We start from the raw sequence: 732 nt of genomic DNA on the forward strand, positions 1-732 counted from the left end.
CGCTAACGGAAGCGGTGTAAGTGACCACGCCGCCTTCGATGACTGAGGCATTGGCGGTCAACGTGACCGTGCTGGTATCGATGGTATCGCTGACGTTAGTCACGGCTTCGGCCGGGTTGACCGCCAGATTCTCGAAGTCACCGCCGGTGGTGCCAGTGATGGTGGCTTTGACTTGACCGGCGTCTTTGTAGACGTCATCGGCCGGCGCCGCGACCGTCACTTGGCCAGTCGTTTGACCGGCGGCGATGTTGATGGTCGCTCCGTTGCTCAGGGTCACAGTCATTGCCGTGCCGGCCGGGTTGCTCAGGGTCGCGGTGTAGACGATCTGCCCGCCTTCAGCGACATCGCCGGTGGCACTCAGCACCAGGTCCGTGGTGGCTTGGGTCGCTGGGCTGTCGGTGACCGTGGTGGTCGGCGTGCCTGCAGTTTCGAGCTGCTCGTAGTTACCACCTTCGACCTTGGTGATGCTGTTGGTCAGCGGGGCGTTGGTGTTGTAGACGTTGTTCGGCGCGGTGAAGTTGACCGAACCGGACGACTCGCCGACACCGATGGTGATGCTCTGGCCATTAGCCAGGGTTACCACCAGCGGGCTGCCGGTGACCGGGGCGCTGACGGAAGCGGTGTAAGTGACCACGCCGCCTTCGATGACCGAGGCATTAGCGGTCAACGTGACCGTGCTGGTATCGATGGTATCGCTGACGTTGGTGACGGCTTCGGCTGGATTAACGGCCA

1 protein-coding gene is annotated in these 732 nt (G+C 62.4%); it reads right to left on the reverse strand.

What is annotated here, in order from left to right:
- Positions 1-732 (reverse strand): immunoglobulin-like domain-containing protein (locus tag ABEH27_RS25685; protein WP_346616249.1); only part of this gene is annotated, 732 nt, incomplete at both ends.

This window comes from Pseudomonas sp. P39-UII1, assembly GCF_039672635.1.
Classification (GTDB): domain Bacteria; phylum Pseudomonadota; class Gammaproteobacteria; order Pseudomonadales; family Pseudomonadaceae; genus Aquipseudomonas.